Consider the following 16,975-nt stretch of genomic DNA (forward strand, 5'->3'; position numbering starts at 1 on the left):
CGTCCGACTAGGTCGTTCGTATTGCGAAAGCTGGGTGACACCGCAGTCACACCCGGCTACTCAGTAGCGATGCCGGCCCGCCACAGTCTCCATGTCGCCCTGACGGCCGAATTGTGCCGCTTGGTCGAGCACCTCGTTGCCTCAGGCCGTTACCAGAGTTCCAGCGAGGTCGTCCGCGCCGGTCTGCGCCTGCTGGAGCGTGCCGAGGCGCTGCCGCCCGAGCCATCCGCCCCTCGCCCCGTCGCCGTCGTTCCGAGCCATGCCGATGAACAGCCGTAAGGTTGACTTCGCCCGCCACCGGCTGCCGAACCCGGGCCGCCTGGCTGAGCTCGTCCTGGCCTGCTCAGCCGACTTCGCCGTCCTCACGATCTGCCCTGAGGGGACGATCACCAGCTGGAACAGCGCCGCCGAGCGGGTGATGGGTTGGTCGGAGGACGCCGCCGTCGGCCAGAATGCCAGCATGATCTTCACGCCCGAGAATAGGGTGGAGGGCGCTTTCGAAATCGAAATGGAAACTGCCCGGCGCTGCGGGCGGGCCGAAGATGAGCGCTGGCACATGCGCAGCAACGGCAGCTGCTTCTGGGGATCCGGTGCCTTGGCCCCGCTCAAGGACGACGAGACGGGCGAGCACATCGGCTACGTGAAGATCGTCCGTGACCGCACGGACCAGCACCGGGCCGGGGAGCGGCTCCGGGCGAGCGAGGCCGTGCTGCGCGGCATTGCCGAGAACAGCGCCGACTGCCTCAAGCTCCTGACGCTTGATGGGCGCGTGACCTTCATGAACGCCCCCGGCCTGCGTGCGATGGGGTTCACCGACCTGGGTGCCGTGAATGGCCAGGATTGGGTTTCCATCTGGCCGGAGGAGGAGCGGGCGAAGGTCAAGGCGGCCCTGGTCGAGGCCGTAGCCGGGCGGGTCGGCCGCTTCGGGGGCTTCTGCCCGACCGTCAGGGGCACCCCGAAATGGTGGGACGTGCAGATCACCGCCGTACCGGGTGCGGATGGGAGGCCGGAACTGCTGGTTGCCTCTTCCCGCGACGTGACCGAGCGTGAGCGCTCGCGCGAGGCCCTACGCCTCAGCGAGTCACGGCTGCGGGCTGCCCTCGGCATCAGCACGGTCGGCGTGCTGTTCTGGAGCGGGAGCTTCGGGCTGACGGAGGTGAACGACGCCTTCCTGCGCATGACTGGCTTCAATCACGAGGAAGCAATCGACAAGACCTGGCAGGAGCTGACCCCGCCGGAGTTCCATGCCGCCTCGTGGAAGGCGGTCGAGCAGGTGACCACGCTTGGCGAGGCCGTGCCTTACGAGAAGCAGTACTACCGCAAGGATGGCTCGCGCTGGTGGGGCGTGTTCGCGCCGCGGCGCATCGGCGAAGAGGTGGTCGAGTTCGTGCTCGATGTCACCGACTGGAAGGCGGCCGAGGCGGCGTTGCGGGCAGGTGAGGAGCGCTTCCGGGCACTGGTAGCCGCCACCGCTGCCGCGGTCTGGACCACCGACGCCGAGGGCCTCGTGCGGGAGGACTCCCCGAGCTGGCGCGCCTTCACAGGCCAGACACTCGAGCAATGGCTGGGCACCGGCTGGGCGAACGCCGTCCACCCCGACGACCGTTCCCGCGCGACCGACGGGTGGGTCAGCACCGTCGCGGCAGGCACGACGTTCGATACCGAGTTCCGGCTGCGCCGTTCGGACGGAGAATGGCGACTGACCACCGTCCGCGCCGTGCCGGTCCGCGAACCCAATGGGAGCATACGGGAGTGGGTCGGCATGAATGTCGACATCACGGACCAGCGCCGGGCCGAGGAGGCGCGGCACGCCATCGAGGAGCGCTACCACCTTGTCGTCCGGGCGACGAATGACGCCATCTGGGACTGGGACCTGCGGCGGGACCGGGTCGAATGGAACGAGGCGCTGCAGGAGACCTTTGGCCATCGGCTCGACAGTGTGGTTTCCCCCAGCGGGTGGTGGCTCGCGCAGATCCACCCCGAGGACCGGGAACGGGTTTCCCAGTCCGTCCACGCCGTGATCGACGGCGCGGGCGACCGCTGGTCCGACGAGTACCGTTTCCGGCGCGCCGATGGCAGCTACGCCGACGTGCTCGATCGAGGATTCATGGTGCGTGGGCAGGGCGGCAAGCCGCTGCGGATGATCGGGGCCATGCTGGACGTGACGGAGCGGCGGCAGTCCGAGCGGGAGCTGCGGCGGTTGAACGAGCATCTTGAGGTCGAGGTCTCCCGCCGGGCCGAGCAGATCCGCCTCCAGGGGGATGCCCTGCGGCAGAGTCAGAAGCTCGAAGCCGTGGGCCAGCTCACCGGTGGCGTGGCGCACGACTTCAACAATCTGCTGACTGTGATCCGCTCTTCGGCGGGATTGCTGCGGCGCTCCGACCTGTCGGAGGAACGACGGCGCCGCTATGTCGAAGCCATCGCCGATACCGCCGACCGGGCAACCAAGCTCACGCGCCAACTTCTTGCCTTTGCGCGCCGCCAGCCGCTCAAGCCGGAGGTGTTCGTCGTCAACGATCAGGTTCAGGCTGTCACGGAGCTCATCCGCCCACTTGTGGGAGCTCGCGTCAGGATCGAGGCAGTCACTGAGTGCGAAGGCTGCGCGGTCGAAGCGGACCGCAACCAGTTCGAGACGGCGCTGGTGAATCTGGCCGTCAACGCACGCGATGCGATGGCGGGCGAAGGGCGCTTGACCATCCGGACTTGGCTCGCCCCCGCGGTGCCGCCTACTCGCGGGCATGCCGGCACGCCGGGCGCCTTCGTTGCGATTTCAGTATCCGATACCGGAACCGGGATCGCGCCCGATATGCTCAGCAGGATCTTCGAGCCGTTCTTCACCACCAAGGAAGTCGGCAAAGGCACGGGGCTGGGTCTGTCACAGGTCTACGGCTTCGCCAAGCAGTCGGGTGGCGAGTTGCACGTCGAGAGCCGGGTTGGTGAGGGCTCGATCTTTACGCTCTACCTGCCGCACGCGGAGGCTACGCCGGCGATCCCGCCCATACAGCCCAGCCTCGTGGCCGAAACAGCCGTGATGAGCCGGCGGAACGTCCTCCTCGTCGAGGACAACACGCAGGTTGGCGAGTTCGCCCGGCAGGTGCTGGAGGATTTCGGCTATGTGGCCACCTGGGCCCCGAATGCCAAGGCGGCCTTGGTCCTGTTGGAAGCGGATGCGAGCCGGTTCGACGTGGTGTTCTCGGACGTGATCATGCCCGGCATGAACGGCGTCGAGCTCGGCAAGGAGATCCGGCGCCGCTGGCCGGATCTTCCGGTCGTCCTGACCAGCGGCTACAGCCACGTGCTGGCCGAGGGCGGCGCCAAGGGCTTCGCCTTGCTCCACAAGCCCTACTCGGCCGAGGACCTGTCGAAAGCACTCCGCCAGTTGGGATAAAGCCAGGTTTCACATCGGGCCGGAAGGCGAAGAAATTCAGGAACTTGCCCTGCCAGGACAGGTTGGTCATCCCTTAGCGCCATGATGAACGGCGCCGGCGCGATCGGACAGGCCCTGCATGGCAGAGAGAGATGGGGGCGGCAGCACGCCCCATGGCAATGGTGGACCGCAGACCGCGGAGCCGTGGGGGGAGCGTCACGAGCTCGCGCTGTTGCGCTCGGCCGTGCGGGCGATCGGTGAGGCGCTCGTCGTCACCGGAGCGGACCTCGACTCCCCCGGGCCAATCATCGAGTACGTCAACCCCGGTTTCGAGCGCATGACCGGATATGCTGCGCAGGAGGTCATCGGGCGCTCTCCCCGGTTTCTCCAGGGCCCGCTCACGGACCGTGCCGTCCTGGATCACCTGCATTCGGCTCTACGGGCAGGCCACAGCTTCCAGGCCGAAGCGGTCAACTACCGCAAGGACGGCACCACCTATGACGTGGAATGGCTCATCACTCCTGTTTTGAAGGATGGCCAGGTCGTTCATTGGGTTGCCGCGCAGCGGGACGTGACCGAGCGCAAGCGCACGGAAGAGCGTCAGAAGCGGCTGGTCGATGAGCTCAATCATCGGGTCAACAACGCACTTGCTGCGGTTCAAGCGGTCGCGACGCAGACCTTTCGGGATAGCCAACGAAACGTTGGCGAGGTTCGGGACGTTTTCCGGGATCGGCTGCTTGCCTTGTCCCGAGTGCACGTTCTCCTCGCCAAGGAGCATTGGGAGGGTGCGCCGCTTCAGTCTCTGGCCGAGAGGCAGCTGATGCCGCACCGTGGCAATGCTGGACGTATCGACCTTGCCGGCCCGGAGGTGCGGCTCGCGCCCAGTGTTGCTGTAGCGTTCGGAATGGCCTTGCACGAGCTGCTGACAAACGCGCTGCGGCACGGTGCCCTCTCCAGGCCCGAAGGACACGTCCGATTTGAGTGGTCGGTTGTACCCGATAGCGGGAACAAACGCCTGCAACTCCATTGGGCTGAGAAGTACGGACCGCCAGTGTCCCCGCCGCCGCACCGTGGCCTGGGCTCACGGCTGATCGAGCGAGGCTTCACGCACGGGTTACGCGCCAATGTGCGCATGTTGTTCGAGCCTTCCGGCTTGCGGTGCGAGGTGGATGCACCACTGGCGACCGTGGTACCTAAGGTGCCCTGACATTCGCCGCGTACTATTCGGTCGTCATAAAGCTGAGGCTTCGATGTCCAGCTTCGGCGGAGTGTCGAGAATGCGCCTGATGGTAAGACCGCCAACCTTCAAGGACATCAAGAACCGATGGAGGCGGTGGAGGCCGGACGCTCACGATCAGCTTGGCACGATGCTCCGTAAACCGCCGGGGGCGGCTTTAGCGCCAGCTGGGCGAGAGCGCGGGGACTAATTGCCCCACGCAGCACTCATCGCAGATGAATAACGGAACTGGCTTGTCCGATGAAGTGGAGGTGCTTACGCGCCCTCAGCCCACGGGCCGCCGATGCGTATCAGAAGGCCGGGGAGCGTCACCGCGGAGGACAGGGGCCAGCTCATATGCTTCCCGGCAGAGCGGGTCCACTCCCGCCCTGACCACCCGATCTGCCGCTTCGGCACTATCGTCCGATCACCCAGATCGCCTGGAGGACGAAGGCGTGAAACCCGGCCGTGCCGCGCCGCTCCTCGCGCTGGTAGTATGCGTCGAGATCGAGGGCGCCGCCGAGCGCCCCGATCGCGCGTATCCCCGCGGAAAGGCGATGGCGCGACGCGAAGCCCCGGGACTCTTCCCAAAACAACTCCTCCGCGACGAACGGTCGGGGCCAGCCCTCCGCCGGTGCGGGGAATGTCGCCCGGGCGCGCAGGCGTGCCCGAGGAACGCCACGGTCGCCCTCGGGCATCACGAGCTCCGCGACGAGGCGACCGTCGAGGCTCATCGGTCCGACCTGCCCCTCGGCAATCGACCCGATACGGAAGAGTTGCGCGCGGTTCTCCTTTCCGTCCCGTCGCTCCAAAAGGCTTGCGGCGTAGGCACCCGTCAGGCCGACGCCGCCGGAGGTAGGCGGGAGAAGCCGGAGCTCAAGAAGGGCAGCTCGCTGCCCAAGACCGCCGAAGCGCGATACGTAGAGGGTCGCGTCACCACGCGCCCCAGGCGCCGCGCCGAGGAGCGTGCGCAGGCCCGCGCTGAGCCAGACGCCATCCCGCGGCGCCACATTCCGGGCTCCGGCGGCCGCACCCCGGTCCTGGGCTTGAGCCGGGAACAGCGCAGTGAAGCAGGTGATGACGAGGGGCGAAGCGGCTCGCCTCATCCGTGCCATCCAGCGGCAACGCTTCGGCTGGAACCGTGGAGGGTCCTGCAGGCTCGTCGCGGGTGACCGCCCGCCGCCGCTACGGGGGCGGAAGGACAGGAGGTCACTCAACTTCCTGACTCTCCCACTCCGAGCGGACCAAGCAGATCCGTGTTGGAGCATGTTGCTGGACCAGTTGCCGGCGCGGCGCTACTTGCCTGCCCAAATGCCGGTGCGCCCTTCGGACACCATCAGCAGTGTTCTGCTGCGGTCCAGGAACTTCTCCTCGTCATCGGCGACGACGGTTGCGTAGTTCGCCGAGCTCATGGCGGCAGCGGCTGCTTCGAGGTTATCGAACCACAGCTCGGCCACGCCGTCGAAAGGGGCGATCGGCAACCCGTCCGGCAAACCACTTACCGCGTCCTGCTGGACGTCACGGCACACGAATTGCCGCACTTCGGGTAGGGACTGCAGGAGGGTCGCGTGCTCCTTCACCCAGTATCGGCTGAATTCCTCATGTGTGAGGTCACTGCGGCGGGTTAGGAAGACGCTCAGCTTCACCATGATGATGCCTTTCGACTGTCAATGCGCGGGGCGGAGCCGAAGCTCCTGCGGTGCGTGGAAGGATTAGTGCGCAGCCGACCCGAGCCGATCACGGTCGTCGCGCGGAACGTGACCTCGCCGCCGCCCCCCTTCGTCCGCGATCGCCAGATAGCTGCGTGAACACGCGACTGCTGTTCCGGACCAAGGGGCGCATAGGCCGGCATGAAGCCGTGCAGATCCTCCGCTTCCTTCAGACAGGCCGTACCCGCCGGCCCATCCTAAACGGCCCCGATCTCCTCGACTTCCTCGTCGACAAGACCCGCCCTCCCCAGCTCGGCGACCATGCGACCGGGATCTGCCAGTGTGGCAAAACCCTCGGGCGGGCGAGGCACAGGGCGGTGCTGCAGACCGCCCGTTCCATGACAGCCAAGGCGCCACTGGGCAGGCTGCGCCAACTGCAATCTGGATTTCCCGCTCAAGCTGAGAACGCGGACCTGCCCGGCCAGCCGCTGACGCCCGTTCCGAAAAATTTCCGATCCCCCGACTGAGACGGTGACGTCGTTGGCGAAGGAGAGCGTCTTGCCGTTCATGATCGACGTCTTGCATGTAGGGAGGCGGCCAGTCCCTCGGACAGCAGGGACACCACGCCCGGTACGATGTTGATCGCCATCACCGCGGCGCCTGCATGTTCGGCTAGAAGCGTCAGCACGCCGCGCCGGTGGTGATGTGAAACACGCGCATGCTGCGTTGGATCGGACCGAACCAGCCAAGCATTGCGATCGGAAATAGTACCCATCAGCCGTGATGCTGTGCGCGCGAATGCCAATGTCGCATCCGGGGCTCCGCTGGACCCTGATGAGCTAGCAATCACGTTCGCCTCCTTTGACCATTTGGCTTCGATGGCTTGCGCGGGCCTGGATGCGTCTGCCGGAAAAGCGGGCGGATCGCCGGCCCTGCCCTCCCCGCCCCTACGCCTCCGGACTGCGTCGTCGACACGGTGGCCGACGCTGCTTAGCTGCGCGCCCGGCGTGCCTATGCCAAGGCTGAACGGGTCTTTGCGCTATTACGCGAAGCGCAAAAGCGGGTTGACGAAAACCGGAATGTCCGTCCGACGGGCCCGCGGAACCGAGCACGACCCGCTGGGGCGACTGGGGCTATGCGGTGGCGAACCACCTGGGCGCGATCGGCGCACCGACCGTGCATTTCAACATGTTCCCGATCCTCAAGAGCATGAAGGCACGGGACGAGCAGGAAAGGGCGGCGCTGGCGCGTCTGCAGGCTTTCAGGACGATAAAATCGGCTAGGCGCTGACCGATTTACCCCTCGGCTTGGCGGCCTGCTTCTCAGCAAAAGCTCGAGTAGTGGCCGACCACGACTGCGGCTCCGAGCCGTGACGACATGATGGATACCATAACGCTCTATCGGCTCACGGCCATCGCGGCGTCGTCGACGCGCATCTATCAGCAGGGCATGCGAAGTTTCAAAGAGCAGCCGATCAACGTACCGGTTGGCAATACCCCGTTCCCGCAAGACATCCGCCAAGCCGGCCACCGCTGGGTGGAAGAGCGCCATCCGTCGCCCGCCACTACAGCGAGGCGGCGAAGGGCGGGCACTTTCCCGCCTGGGAGCAGCCCCGGTTGTTCGTAGCGGAGATGCGCGAGAGCTTCCCGCGGGCCTGGCAGCAGAGTCGGCGCAAGGCATTGGGCGCCGCCGGGCCTTCCACCAGTGTCGCTTTCGCCGGTTCGCCATTGGGTTTCGCCCGATCTGCACCGGCGAAGCCACCGAGGCCCGCCGACGTTGCCTGGCTGAGATGGCTCAATCAGCTGAAGGAGACGGATCGATGTTCGATGAGAAAGCCGGTACGGGACGACGCGCGATCGGTGGGGCGGCTGTGGCGCTGGGCGCCGCGGCCCTTTTCACCCAAGGCGGCAACGCGGCCCGTGCGGCCCAGGATGAACCCCCAAGAGCAGACACGATGCTGGAAGAACCCAACCTTCGTGCCGACGATCCGGCCCTGTCGCCGCGTGCCCGCGAGCTGATCCGCATCGGCGAGATCTCTATCGCACGTGAGGACCAGGCGGCGGCGGCGAGGTTCTTCCATCCCGATTTCCGCTTCCACGGACCGGATGGGGGCACCCTGGGACGCGAGCAGCTCTGGGCGTATTTCGCCGCCTGCCGGGCAGCCTTCGACGATTTCTCGGTGACGCGACAGCAGATCTTCTCCGACGGCGGCGATCACCTGGCTGCCCGCACGACGTTCTACGGCGTCTTCAGACGGCCCTTCACCGCCTCGCCGCTCGGAACGCTGCAGCCGAACGGCCGGTCCGTCTTCTACAAGATCAACAACGTGTTTCGCTATGCACCGGACGGCACGCTGATCGAGGAGTGGGCGCAGTATGATAGCCGCATGTTCCTGCAGCGGCTCGGTGCCAACCTGGTGCTTGGCCGATGAAGGGCCGGCGCGACCGCTGCCGGATAGGCTACGAATTCCCGGTCCGCGATGCCGCTGTCGTCGGGCGGGCAGGAGCAACCTACTGTCAGATGGAATCGTCCGGCAGGCGTAATTTGCTCGTCGGACGACAACCAGGGCAGGATCCGTGAGCCGGTGCGGACGGCAACCGCCACCGTAGGTTTCGCCGCGCCCGCTACGCTCTCGACCGGAACTGCCGCGGCGACACGCCGAACTGCCGGCGGAATGCCGTGGCGAAGTGGGATGGGTTCGTGTAGCCGCAATCCAGCGCGATCTGGCGCGCACTGAGGCGGCCCTCGCGCACCAAGCGTTCCGCGGCCTCCATCCGCACCGTGGCGAGGAGCCGCATCGGGGTCTGGCCACGGATGCGCTTCGTCAGGCGGATCAATTGGAAGCTGCTGCAGCCGATGGCTGCGGCGATGTCCGCCAGCGTGATCGGCTCCGCCAGCCGCGCCCGCATGTAGTCTTCCGCACGGCGCATCTGCACCTCGTCGCTGGAAGGTCCGTCATCGCGCCCGGGGCTGGAGCACAGGAGATGGAGCGCCAGGAAGTGGGCCGCGCTTTCGGCGTAGATGGCGGGGTAGCCTGCCATGAGCCCCTGCTCGATCGCCAGGATCGCGGTGGAGGCCCAAGGTTCCCGTCGGGAGAGGCTGTTCAGCCTCAGGACAGGTTTCATGGGCCGGAGTTCGGCCGCGGCCCGATCGAGGAATGGCGTCGGCAGGAAGAGCTGCAGGGTCTCATGCCTCTCGTGCCCCCGCCACCGCAGGCGTGCCGTCTCGCCCGGAGGCGTCATGCCGAGATCGCCCGGGACATAGGCCGTCTTGCGCCAGTAGCCATCGCTGAAGCTCTCGATGGCGGTGCCGCCCGACTTGACGAGGACAAGCGTCTGACACGGGATGGGTGCGGTCTCGAACGCGCCGGCATGGGCGGGCTCGGAGTAGCGCCGCAGCAACAGTGAGGACCAGCCCGCGTCCAGGCTGCACAGCACATGCTGGCCTGGAAGGCGCTCGAGTGACCGCATGACGTCGCCGAACACCGTCGGCAACGCGCCGCGGTCGGCAGGAGCGGCCTCGTGCGCCGCTGAGAACAGTCGGTCGGGACCGGGAACAGCCATGCCGCATGATAGGCCCGCGATGCCGCCGTTTCCACTGGTCGCGGCGCGGGCCAGAGGCGACGGGGGCGCCGGCCTTTTCGCGCAGATCCCAGGGCGTGTTCCCGAAGCATCCGGCAGAAGCGGCCAGCCGGGCAAACCGCAAAGTATCCGCGCAGATTTCAGACTATTCTTAGATTGCGAATGTCTCGCGTAATTGCGGACGCAGATGTCCATTTGGAACTCCTTGCATAATTGCCGATGACTTTCTGTGAGTATGCTTGAAAATAATCATCCTGTACTCGACATACGAACCGTATGTGCCATAGGGCTGGTGCTCGGCCGTTGCGGGAGAACAGAACCATGCTGAGTTTTGCTCACCATCATGCGGCGGCGAGCCTTCACTGCGCTTCGGCGATCCCGCTGAGCGTGCTGGATTCGAGCACGTCGGTAGGTTGGACCTCCCTGCTGTTGAACCATCAGGAGGGCATCGGCTCCGTCGAGACCTTCGAGACGCATCCCACCGATGACCTCAGCCTGACGGTTGTTGTCGTTGGGCGCCACGAGGTCCAGGAGTTGCTGGATGGGCGCTGGCGGTCGGCGATCTTCCAGCCTGGGATCACCTGTCTCACGCCGCCCGGCGAGACGGCGAGAGTACGGCTGCTCGCCAAATCGCCGACCGAGCGGTTCCGCAGCCTGCACGTCTACCTGCCTGCCTCGCTTGTCGCCGGCGTTGCGGACGAATACCGTCGCGTCGGTCAGGTCGTGGGCACTGCTCGGGTAGCAGCCTGCCGGGACGAGGTCCTTGCGGGACAGGCTGGCGCGTTGCTGGCGGCCATGCGGGCGGGCGCACCCGATCTCTACGCGGCGAGCGCGGCGCATTGGATGACCACGCACATCCTGTCGCAGCAATCGGAGTGGCGGCACATCGCCGACGATCCACGCCTGACCGCGATCATCACCGATCGGCGGCTGGCGCGGGTGATCGAGTATATGAGCTGTCACCTCGACGAGCCGCTAACGCTGCAGGAGCTGGCGCGCGAGGCGGGGATCAGCGTGCACCACTTCGGGCGGCGATTCCGCGAGCGCACCGGCATGGGGCCGGCCGCCTATCTCACCGAGTTGCGGATGGAGCGGGCACGCCTCTATCTCACGACCACGGACCTGCCGGTGGCCGAGATAGCCCTGCGGTGCGGCTATCCCCGGCCGAGTGCCTTCTCCACCGCCTTCCTCCGGCAGACGGGCACGACGCCGACGACCCTGCGTGCGGATTCCCCACTTTCGCGGGCGTGCGGTTTGAATTCCGGATTGCGCCGAACCGGACCCGCCGCCGAAACGGCACCCTGAGCGCGGCGTAGGGGCGCTTGTCTCAAATGGAGGACCTCGACATGGCGACAACTGGACGGGTGGCGATCGTGACGGGATCGTCGCAGGGCATCGGGGCGGCGGTGGCCGAGCGTCTGGCATCGGACGGCTGGGCCGTGACGGTCAACTACTCGGGGCATGCCGAACCGGCGCAGGCCCTGGCCGAGAAGATCACGGCCACGGGTGGCCGGGCGATCGCGGTCAGGGCGGATGTGAGCGATCCGGCCGAGGTCCGGCAGATGTTCGCCACGACGCAGCAGACCTTCGGCGGCATCGACGGACTGGTCAACAACGCCGGGATCATGAAGCTCGCGCCACTGGCTGAGACGGAAGATGCGCTGTTCGACCGGCACGTCGCCGTGAACCTGAAGGGCGTGTTCAATTGCCTGCGCGAGGGCGCCCGGCAGATCCGCGAGGGCGGCCGGATCGTCAGCTTCTCCTCCAGCGTCCTCGGCTTGTACCAGCCGAGCTATGCGGCCTACGCCGCCACCAAGGCCGGTGTCGAGGCGATGACCCACATCCTTGCCAAGGAGCTCGGCCCGAAGAGGATCACGGTCAACGCGATCGCGCCCGGCCCTGTGGCGACCAAGCTATTTCTCGACGGCAAGAGCGAGGAGCAGATCGCCGCGATGACCAGGATGATGCCGATGGGCCGCCTGGCGGAGCCGCAGGACATCGCGGCCGCCGTCGCCGCGCTGCTCAGCCCCGACATGCACTGGGTCTCGGGGCAGATCGTGCGTGCCAATGGCGGCGTGGTCTGAGGGAGATCGTCCATGGGTCTCATCGCACTCGTGACCGGCGCGTCCAGCGGCTTCGGCCAGATGATCGCACGCGACCTCGCCCATGCGGGGCATACCGCCTACGCCTCCATGCGCGGCACGACCGGAAAGAACGCGGCGCGCGTGAAGGAGAACGCCGACTACGCCGGCGAGCACGGCATCGACCTGCGCTCGGTGGAACTCGATGTGCAGGACGAGGCATCCATCGCGGTGGCAGTGGAGCAGGTGATTGCCGAGCATGGCCGCCTCGACGTGCTGGTCCAGAATGCCGGGCACATGGTGTACGGGCCGTTGGAGGCCTTCACGCCCGACCAGTTGGCGCAGCAGTATGACGTCAACGTGCTCGGCACCCACCGCGTCAACCGGGCGGTGCTGCCGCATATGCGCCGAGCCGGGTCGGGGCTGATCGTCTGGGTCTCGAGCACCAGCGTCGCGGGCGGCGTCCCGCCGCTGCTCGGGCCGTATTTCGCCGCAAAGGCGGGAATGGACGCGCTCGCGGTCTGCTACGCGAAGGAGCTGGCGCCGGTCGGGATCGAGACCTCGATCGTGGTGCCTGGCGCGTTCACCACCGGCACCAACCACTTCGCGCATGCGGGCCGCCCCGAGGACAGCGCGATCGAGGAGGCCTACACTGCGGCGTGGCCGGATCGCTTCGCCGACCGCATCCAGGAGGCGCTCGCCGGCACCGTGCCCGGGGATTCCGATCCGACGGCGGTCGGGCGAGCCGTGGTGGACATCGTGGCGGCACCGGCCGGCAGGCGCCCGCTGCGCGTCTATGTCGACCCCGCGAGCGACGGTGCGGCGGTTACCTTCGCGGTGATGGATCGCGTGCGCGAGCAGTTCCTGCATCGCATCGGCTTTCCCGAACTGCTGCATCCGGCAGTGGGTGACTGCGCTTCGGGTTAGACGGCCGGTGAGGCCGCTCGCGGGCCGCAACCGGCAGCCCTCCCGCCACGGTGCATGGAGGCGCGGTGGGCCATGGCCGATCCGGCCATTTCCGATCCGCAGCCCCATGGGCGCCGGGGAGGTGCCAACTGCTGTCTTGGGTAAAGCTTCGAGAGTTGCCCAGGCAGGCGTCAGGGAAGGAGCGCGCCGTGCACGCTGCGCCGGGGCTTCAGCCGTGCCCTCGATGACTCACCTTCGAGGTTCCTGCCATGACTGGACCGCAGCAGCATCCGACGCATCCTCAGGGGGCGGGTCGGCATGGGCCGCCCCGCCCGGCCCGGCCTACAGCAGATTCTCCACCCGGATCGGCAGTTCTCGCAGCCGCCGCCCGGTGGCGTGGTGCACGGCGTTGGCGATGGCCGGTGCCACACCTACCATCGCCACCTCGCCCAACCCCTTCACGCCCGCTCCGTTCAGCTGCGGATCGGGCTCGTCGACGAACTCCACATCGATCGTGCCGATATCAGCGTGCACGGGCAGCACGTATTCGGCGAGGTCGGCGTTGAGGAAGCCGCCGTAGCGTGGGTCCACCTCGCTCACTTCCCGCAGCGCGGCGCCGATGCCCCAGACCACGCCGCCGCGCAGTTGGCTGGCCGCCGTGCGCGGGCTGATCACCCGGCCACAATCAGCCACGCTGACCACTCGTGGGACACGGATGCGGCGCGTAGCCGGCTCCACCCGCACTTCCACGAAATGCGCCACGTGGCTGAAGCTGACATAGCCGGGATAGGCCGGGCCGATGGCAGCCGGCAGGCCGCTGGTCAGGCGGCCCATGACCGCGTCCGGCTGCCCCGGCGCACACCTGCTCACCTCCACTTCCAGGTGCGGGCGGCCGGCAGCGCGCAGACGCTCTGCCGGGCTGGGACGCGATGGCAGCGCCTCCAGGGCTCGCAGCAGGGTGTCGCAGGCCTCCTCGGCGGCCGGGATCGTTGTGGCCGTGCCCCAGGAACCGGCAGTCAGGTGCTGCGGCGTCGTGCCGGTGCTGCCGATCTCAAGCGTGATGCGCCCGGGCTCCACCCCCAGCCGCCGGACGAGCACGGCGGAGATAGCCGTGCGGATACCCTGGCCCATCTCGTGCCCTCCGACGCTGAAGGTGACGGCGCCGTCCGCCGAGAGCCGAAGCTTGGCGATGGCCGCGGCGGTCGCCGCCTTGTAGGCCCCGATCGCCACACCCCAACCGATCAGCGATCCGTCCCCTGCCCGCATGGAGCCTGGCTCCATGCTGCGCCGGTCCCAGCCGAAGCGGGCTGCGCCCCGGCGCAGGCATTCGGCCAGATGGCGGGAAGAATAGGGCTGGCCGGTGATCGGGTCCGTGGTCGTATCATTGGCCAGGCGCAGCGCCACGGGGTCCTGGCCCAGTCGATAGGCCAGCTCGTCCACGCAGCATTCCACTGCGAAGGCGGCGGGGTGCTCATAGGGCGCGCGCATGTAGCCGGGCGTCTGGACATCGGTTCGCACCAGCCGCTCCCGGCCACGGAAGCTGGCGATGCCGTAGAGCCGGGCGGAAAGTTCCGTGTACTGAGTTGGGAAGAAATCGTGGCGCGAGGTCTGCGAATCCGTCTCATGGATCAGCGCCTGCATCCGGCCTGCCGCATCCGCCCCCAGCCGGATGCGATGGCGGCTGGCAGGGCGGAAGCTGCTGTCGTGGAAGATCTGCGCCCGGCTGACGACAAGCTTCACCGGCCGCTCCAGGCGCCGTGCCGCCTCCGCCGCCAGCACCGTATGCGCCTGGAGCGAGTTCTTCTGCCCGAACCCGCCGCCGGCCGAGGGTGAACGCACGGTGATCCGCGCCGGCTCGATCCCCAGTTGCCGCGCCAGCCCGTGCCGGATCGCCTCGGCATTCTGCGTGCCTTCATGCACGGTGAGATGCCCATCCCGCCACTCGGCGACCGTGGAAAGCATCTCGATCGGGTTCTGATGTTGTGGCGGATGGCGAAACTCCGCCGTGATGCGGATTGCCGCCGCGGCATAGGCGGTATCGGCCTCGCCGGCCGTCACATCGGCGAACATCGGCTTCGGCAGGGGTGAATCCGCCTGGGCGACGATGTCCACCTCCGGCGCATCGAGTGTTACCTGATGGGGCTCGCTCGCGTACTCCGCCCGAACCAGCCTCGCTCCCTCGGCCGCGGCCTCAGGACTGTCCGCCGCCACCAGGGCAATGGGCTGGCCGCGATAGGCGATACGCGACGAGGTAACGGGCTGGATGCTCTGGAAGCCGTAGCCTCCACCCATCAGGAAGCCCGGTTGCTTCAGCCCGGCCAATTCCTCATGAGTCAACACCAGTCGCACACCGGGCACGGCGCGAGCTGCGGCAAGGTCGATCCGTAGGACCGTACCACGCGCGACGGTGGCGGTTGCGAGGGCCGCATGGCTCATGCCCGGCCTGGCCTCGTCGGCGGCATAACGCAAGGCGCCGCGCACTTTGTCATGCGCGTCGATCCGCGGAGCGTCGGGATAGGCGGTGTCGCTCATCGTGTCAGGCCCTCTGCCGCGCAATCATGAGGGCATCGGCCACGGTGCGGGCACCGAGCTCGATGCGGAACGAGTTGTGGTGCCCGGGCTGGGCACCGCGCAGGGCGGCATCGCCGGCCGCGCGTGCCGCTTCCGCGGTCAGCCGCTGTCCGACCAGCCCGCGCTCCGCGTCCCGCGCCCGCCAGGGCCGCGTGGCAAGGCCGCCGAGGGCGACCCGCGCCTCGCGCACCACCTCGCCTTCCATCCGCAGCGCCACGGCGGCCGAGGCGAGGGCGAAGGCGTAGGATTCACGATCCCGGATTTTATGGTAGGTGGAAGCGCGGCCAAGCTGCGTCGCCGGCACGCGGATGCGTAGGATCATCTCGTCGCGTGCCAGGCTCGTCTCCACCTCCGGCGTCGCGCCGGGCTCGCGGTGCAGGGCCTCCATCGGGATGGTGCGGGCGCCGTTCGGGCCGGCTACGTCCACTACCGCGTCGAGGGCAACCAGCGCTACGGCCCAGTCGCCGGGATAGGTGGCGATGCAAGCCTCGCTGCCGCCGAGAACGGCGTGACCGCGGTCGATCCCGTCTCGCGCCGCGCAGCCGCTGCCCGGCGCGCGCTTGTTGCAGGTGAAGGGCTCACCGCCGCGGAAATAGGCACATCGCGTGCGCTGCAACAGGTTGCCACCGAGGCTGGCCATGTTGCGGAGCTGTTGCGAGGCCGCCTTCCACAGCGCGTCCGACAGCACCGGATACTCAGCCACGAGCCGGGGATCGGCTGCAACGTCACTCATCCGCGCGCCGGCACCGAAAACCAGCTCGCGCCGGCCGCCCGTGTCGAAGCTGGCGAGGCCAGGCAGCGCGTTGATGTCCACCAGCCGCTCCGGCGCCTCGGCACCGACCTTCATCAGGTCATAGAGCGTTGTGCCGCCGGCCAGGAAACGCGTGCCGGGGCCGCCCGCCGAGACGGCGCGGATCGCGGCCGCCTCGGTTTCCGCCCGGGCATAGGCGAAGGGACGCACCGGCTCAGCCCGCCTGCATCTTCGGCGCGGCATCCTGGATCGCGGCCAGGATGCCGGCATAGGCGCCGCAGCGGCAGAGATTGCCGCTCATGTATTCGCGGATCTCGTCCGCGCTGCCGATATGGCCCTCCCGCACGCAGGCGATCGCAGCCATGATCTGGCCAGGCGTGCAGTAGCCGCATTGCAGGGCGTCGTGATCGATGAAGGCCTGCTGCATCGGGTGGAGCGAACCGTCCTCCGGCACGATGCCCTCAATCGTCGTCACGGCGCGGCCATTGGCCTGCACTGCCAGCGTAAGGCAGGAGGCGATGCGCCGGTCGTCCAGATGCACCGTGCAGGCGCCACACTGCCCGTGGTCGCAGCCCTTCTTGGCGCCGGTCAACGCCAAGCCTTCGCGCAGCGTGTCGAGCAGCGAGGCGCGCGGATCAAGGGTGAGACGCCGGGCCTCGCCATTCACCGTGAAGCGCATCTCCAACCCACCTGAGGCGCTGTCCCGCGCATTGGTGTCCTGCGCTGCGGATTCAGCGGGAGCCAGAGAGGAGCCAACGAGGGTCGCGCCGATCATCAGGCTCCTGCGGCTGACCGGAAGCGGGACGCCACCTGGGTCATCGGATATCTCTTCCATTGTGTCGGCCTCCGGTCA

Annotated in this window: 15 protein-coding genes; 9 read left to right on the top strand and 6 right to left on the bottom strand. The window is 67.6% G+C overall.

All coding sequences use genetic code 11. The features are described 5' to 3' along the window. The first annotated feature begins 69 nt into the window (after nt 1-69). The 3 genes from LH62_RS28905 (at nt 70) to LH62_RS01565 (ending at nt 4,574) form a co-directional block, all read left to right on the top strand. Entirely contained in the window at nt 70-279 is a 210-nt protein-coding gene (locus LH62_RS28905) for a type II toxin-antitoxin system ParD family antitoxin (protein ID WP_082012779.1), read from the top strand. Further along, nucleotides 266-3,388, top strand: a complete 3,123-nt coding sequence (locus tag LH62_RS01560) for a PAS domain S-box protein (protein WP_160299756.1) — start codon at nt 266-268, stop codon at nt 3,386-3,388. Before LH62_RS28905 ends, LH62_RS01560 begins: the two co-directional genes overlap by 14 nt. Nucleotides 3,389-3,506: 118 nt before the next feature. Then, nucleotides 3,507-4,574 (top strand): HWE histidine kinase domain-containing protein, encoded by a 1,068-nt coding sequence (locus LH62_RS01565; protein WP_082012288.1) that lies wholly within the window; start codon nt 3,507-3,509, stop codon nt 4,572-4,574. Between the two features lie 425 nt (nt 4,575-4,999). On the opposite strand, the gene LH62_RS01570 is transcribed toward LH62_RS01565, so the two are convergent. Continuing rightward, nucleotides 5,000-5,689 (bottom strand): hypothetical protein, encoded by a 690-nt coding sequence (locus tag LH62_RS01570; RefSeq protein ID WP_043358825.1) that lies wholly within the window; start codon nt 5,687-5,689, stop codon nt 5,000-5,002. 189 nt (nt 5,690-5,878) lie between these two features. Continuing rightward, the gene (locus LH62_RS01575) at nt 5,879-6,232 is read right to left on the bottom strand and encodes an EthD domain-containing protein (RefSeq protein ID WP_052213579.1); all 354 of its coding nucleotides are present in this window, start codon (nt 6,230-6,232) and stop codon (nt 5,879-5,881) included. 155 nt (nt 6,233-6,387) lie between these two features. On the opposite strand from LH62_RS01575, the gene LH62_RS30075 reads away from it, so the two are divergent. From LH62_RS30075 to LH62_RS01585, 3 genes are all read left to right on the top strand, one after another. Then, entirely contained in the window at nt 6,388-6,759 is a 372-nt protein-coding gene (locus tag LH62_RS30075; protein WP_144404337.1) for a hypothetical protein, read from the top strand. 613 nt (nt 6,760-7,372) lie between these two features. Next, on the top strand, nt 7,373-7,522 hold the full coding sequence (locus LH62_RS30965) for a hypothetical protein (protein WP_160299757.1): 150 nt from the start codon (nt 7,373-7,375) through the stop codon (nt 7,520-7,522). 529 nt (nt 7,523-8,051) lie between these two features. Next, a complete protein-coding gene (locus LH62_RS01585) occupies nt 8,052-8,663 on the top strand; it encodes an ester cyclase (RefSeq protein WP_160299758.1) in 612 nt (203 codons plus the stop codon). A gap of 193 nt (nt 8,664-8,856) precedes the next feature. Here the strand turns inward: LH62_RS01585 and LH62_RS27940 are convergent, their stop codons facing one another. Next, nucleotides 8,857-9,795 (bottom strand): helix-turn-helix domain-containing protein, encoded by a 939-nt coding sequence (locus LH62_RS27940; RefSeq protein ID WP_052213581.1) that lies wholly within the window; start codon nt 9,793-9,795, stop codon nt 8,857-8,859. A gap of 339 nt (nt 9,796-10,134) precedes the next feature. Here LH62_RS27940 and LH62_RS27945 point away from each other — a divergent pair, with 339 nt between their 5' ends. Genes LH62_RS27945 through LH62_RS01605 form a run of 3 tightly spaced genes read left to right on the top strand, consistent with a single transcriptional unit; the run spans nt 10,135 to nt 12,821 of the window. After that, a complete protein-coding gene (locus LH62_RS27945) occupies nt 10,135-11,118 on the top strand; it encodes a helix-turn-helix domain-containing protein (RefSeq protein WP_052213582.1) in 984 nt (327 codons plus the stop codon). Between the two features lie 26 nt (nt 11,119-11,144). Then, nucleotides 11,145-11,897 carry an SDR family oxidoreductase gene (locus LH62_RS01600; RefSeq protein ID WP_236552440.1) on the top strand — a complete coding sequence of 251 codons (753 nt, stop codon included), beginning with the start codon at nt 11,145-11,147 and terminating at the stop codon, nt 11,895-11,897. A 12-nt stretch (nt 11,898-11,909) separates the two neighbouring features. After that, complete coding sequence (locus tag LH62_RS01605) at nt 11,910-12,821, top strand: SDR family oxidoreductase (RefSeq protein ID WP_043358829.1); 912 nt, start codon at nt 11,910-11,912, stop codon at nt 12,819-12,821. Between the two features lie 321 nt (nt 12,822-13,142). Here the strand turns inward: LH62_RS01605 and LH62_RS01610 are convergent, their stop codons facing one another. Genes LH62_RS01610 through LH62_RS01620 form a run of 3 tightly spaced genes read right to left on the bottom strand, consistent with a single transcriptional unit; the run spans nt 13,143 to nt 16,801 of the window. Continuing rightward, nucleotides 13,143-15,332 (bottom strand): xanthine dehydrogenase family protein molybdopterin-binding subunit, encoded by a 2,190-nt coding sequence (locus tag LH62_RS01610; RefSeq protein WP_043358831.1) that lies wholly within the window; start codon nt 15,330-15,332, stop codon nt 13,143-13,145. Nucleotides 15,333-15,336: 4 nt separating this feature from the next. After that, nucleotides 15,337-16,332, bottom strand: coding sequence for a xanthine dehydrogenase family protein subunit M (locus LH62_RS01615; RefSeq protein WP_043358833.1), 996 nt, complete (start codon nt 16,330-16,332; stop codon nt 15,337-15,339). A gap of 4 nt (nt 16,333-16,336) precedes the next feature. After that, entirely contained in the window at nt 16,337-16,801 is a 465-nt protein-coding gene (locus tag LH62_RS01620; protein WP_236552629.1) for a (2Fe-2S)-binding protein, read from the bottom strand. Nucleotides 16,802-16,975 lie beyond the last annotated feature (174 nt).

Origin of the sequence: Belnapia sp. F-4-1 (assembly GCF_000802185.1) — a bacterium.
In the GTDB taxonomy this organism is placed as follows: Bacteria; Pseudomonadota; Alphaproteobacteria; order Acetobacterales; family Acetobacteraceae; genus Belnapia.

Bases quoted from the DNA above. Each gene is read 5' to 3' on its own strand.
- LH62_RS28905 (WP_082012779.1), top strand. From the start codon at position 70: ATGCCGGCCCGCCACAGTCTCCATGTCGCCCTGACGGCCGAATTGTGC.
- LH62_RS01560 (WP_160299756.1), top strand. From the start codon at position 266: ATGAACAGCCGTAAGGTTGACTTCGCCCGCCACCGGCTGCCGAACCCG.
- LH62_RS01565 (WP_082012288.1), top strand. From the start codon at position 3,507: ATGGCAGAGAGAGATGGGGGCGGCAGCACGCCCCATGGCAATGGTGGA.
- LH62_RS01570 (WP_043358825.1), bottom strand. From the start codon at position 5,689: ATGAGGCGAGCCGCTTCGCCCCTCGTCATCACCTGCTTCACTGCGCTG.
- LH62_RS01575 (WP_052213579.1), bottom strand. From the start codon at position 6,232: ATGGTGAAGCTGAGCGTCTTCCTAACCCGCCGCAGTGACCTCACACAT.
- LH62_RS01585 (WP_160299758.1), top strand. From the start codon at position 8,052: ATGTTCGATGAGAAAGCCGGTACGGGACGACGCGCGATCGGTGGGGCG.
- LH62_RS27940 (WP_052213581.1), bottom strand. From the start codon at position 9,795: ATGGCTGTTCCCGGTCCCGACCGACTGTTCTCAGCGGCGCACGAGGCC.
- LH62_RS27945 (WP_052213582.1), top strand. From the start codon at position 10,135: ATGCTGAGTTTTGCTCACCATCATGCGGCGGCGAGCCTTCACTGCGCT.
- LH62_RS01600 (WP_236552440.1), top strand. From the start codon at position 11,145: ATGGAGGACCTCGACATGGCGACAACTGGACGGGTGGCGATCGTGACG.
- LH62_RS01605 (WP_043358829.1), top strand. From the start codon at position 11,910: ATGGGTCTCATCGCACTCGTGACCGGCGCGTCCAGCGGCTTCGGCCAG.
- LH62_RS01610 (WP_043358831.1), bottom strand. From the start codon at position 15,332: ATGAGCGACACCGCCTATCCCGACGCTCCGCGGATCGACGCGCATGAC.
- LH62_RS01620 (WP_236552629.1), bottom strand. From the start codon at position 16,801: ATGCGCTTCACGGTGAATGGCGAGGCCCGGCGTCTCACCCTTGATCCG.